This is a genomic window from Psychromonas aquimarina ATCC BAA-1526, from assembly GCF_000428725.1.
GTDB classification, from domain to species: Bacteria; Pseudomonadota; Gammaproteobacteria; order Enterobacterales; family Psychromonadaceae; genus Psychromonas; species Psychromonas aquimarina.
In genome coordinates this window covers 1-2246 of record NZ_AUAM01000119.1, presented here as the reverse complement: position 1 = coordinate 2246, position 2246 = coordinate 1, and the positions used below count along the sequence as shown (strand labels likewise).

Annotated in this window: 2 protein-coding genes; both read right to left on the bottom strand. The window is 48.7% G+C overall.

Features of this window, described 5'->3' with window-relative positions; all coding sequences use genetic code 11:
• Window positions 1-974 (bottom strand): lipoprotein (locus tag G337_RS0119155; RefSeq protein WP_028865289.1); only part of this gene is annotated, 974 nt, incomplete at its 3' end.
• A 93-nt stretch (window positions 975-1067) separates the two neighbouring features.
• The coding region (locus tag G337_RS0119150; RefSeq protein ID WP_028865288.1) for a CHAT domain-containing protein at window positions 1068-2246 on the bottom strand (1179 nt) is incomplete at its 5' end.

Here is a 2246-nt window from a genome sequence, read left to right as displayed (position 1 = left end):
TTAGCTGCGTTTTCAGGATCGAACACTAAATTATTGTACCACTGGATTATCGGAGTATCAGATTGTTCAGCTGTATATAAAAGGCTGAGGTAAATCTTTTCTGCGTCTTTAAGTCGGCCGCTTTCCTGAGCTATTTTGGCGAGCATATAGGTTTCATCAAAATTAAAGGGGTTTGCTGTTTCTTTTCCCTCACCCAAGAGTTCAGACAGACCTAAGGTGGTGACCGCATCCATAGTCCGGAAGAGTGTGTCGCCTAATGACTGTGAAAACATCAGTGCTTGCTGCGCTTTTCCGTAATCTCCCAGAGCGAGGTAGATACGCGTCTTACTGGCATTTTTAACTTTTACGTCTTTTGCGGTTTCGCTTACAACAATGGATGAAAAATCTAGGCAGTCTATCTGTTCGGCAATTGCGGCCGCTTCGTCATGATAGCCCAGCTGTACAGCCGCGACAGCACCATTGGCATAGACGCGCGCCATATCTTCTATTCCTACCCCTTTTTCTAACGGTATGGTGCAGCTGTCTTCATGGGGAGAGGAGCTATATTTTCTGGCCAGTTTGTAGCTGCGGTAAGCCTCTTGGTAGTTGCCTAATTCCAGAGAAGTGGCGCTATGGATGAGATTGTAATTAACTAATATCCATTTTTTGTTTTCTTGATCTTTTTGACTGTTCCCGAGCTGCTTTAACATTTCCTCTTTCCAAAGAAGCGCACACTGCTGTGCCTTGGAAAAATCGCGGATCATCTGGTAAGAATTACACAGGAAGATCATATGACCCCAGTGCTGCTCCCATTCTTTGGGTTCATAATCTGCCCAGTGCTCAAATTCACCTATCTGTTGAGAAAACTGCTCAACGGCTGCTCGATGGTTGCCTCGATAAGATTCGGTACTGATCTGGTACGCCAGCGGCATTGGCGTTGAGCAGCCTGAGAGAGTCAGTACTATTGTGAGTAATAACAGTATTTTTTTCATCATTTTTACTTCCAGCTTCCTTGGTTTATCACTGCTGTATGTTTTGGTTATTCCAGTCTGACGCTGGCGAATATTGATTATTACAGCAGTTCATTATTAGCGCCCGGTCAGCTGGAATGCAGCCCAGTAGTAGGGATGGCGGTTATAGTCCGTTTTAACTGCCAGCTGTGCTTTTTTCAGGGCCAGACGCTTATCCGAGGTCTCGGTTAGATTAGTGTAAAAATTCTGCATCAACTGACTGGTAGCCTGATCATCAACCTTCCATAAGCTCGAAATAATGCTGTTGGTGCCCGCATATAAAAATCCGCGGGTAAAGCCTACCACATCATCACCATTGGCTATTTTCCCCAGCCCGGTTTCACAGGCCGACAGGGTGACCAGATCGGCATTAAGGTTAAGCTCGTAGAGCTCCCGTACGGTAAGCAGGCCGTCATTGCTTTTATCTTTCGCCAGCAATAGGCCGGAAGAGAGCGGTGTGTGCGGATCAAATATGCCGTGTGAGGCAAAATGCAGCGTTTTAAACAAAGCGCCGTTTTCTTTTACCTGAGTTTCAGTGGCATTACGCCTAAGCAGCAGACTGGCACCGGACTGCTGCGAGGCAATAGCTTTTGCTTCCTGCTCGGCGCCGGGCAGCGCCAGTTCAGGATCGCCGAGTTCAGGGTTGCCGAGAACCAGCAGCGGATGAGCCGCAGTCACCTCTTTATTAAGGAAGGCCATTACCGAGGCGCTGGGTAGAATACTGATATCATACTGATCGATCAGAAAATCACTGCCGTTATACAGAGCGTTAAAGGGCAGGTAATGCAGCGGACCGTGGGGCACGATAATCAGTTTTTCAGTGTGCAGTTCATCTTTTAGTGGTTTGAACAGGCGCTGATAGAGCAGATTTGCGCTGTGCTGGTAGCTGTTGCTGTCAATTTTCTGCAGATCCTCGCGCAAAGCGCTGACAGAACCGGTTAAATCTTCACCGTTAAGGACGGCCGCTTTAATACCGCCGCGTGACAGCAGAAAAGCAAACAGCTGTGTGCCGCTGCCGTAAAATTCAATCAGGGTTTCATCATCTGCCAGGCGCAGCTGCAGCTCCGCTACCTCAGGCGCAGCGACAGTGACCAGGGAAGCCAGTTCCGGCTGTGCTTTCTGCAGCTGTTTCTGCGTTTTACGCAGCAGGCCGCGGTCAGCACTGCGGCTGCGGCCGCTTTTCTCACTGTAATCGGCAGTCTGCAGATCTGAATCTATGCTGTTTAGTTGTGCCAGTAGCAGAGGGGCCTGCTGAGC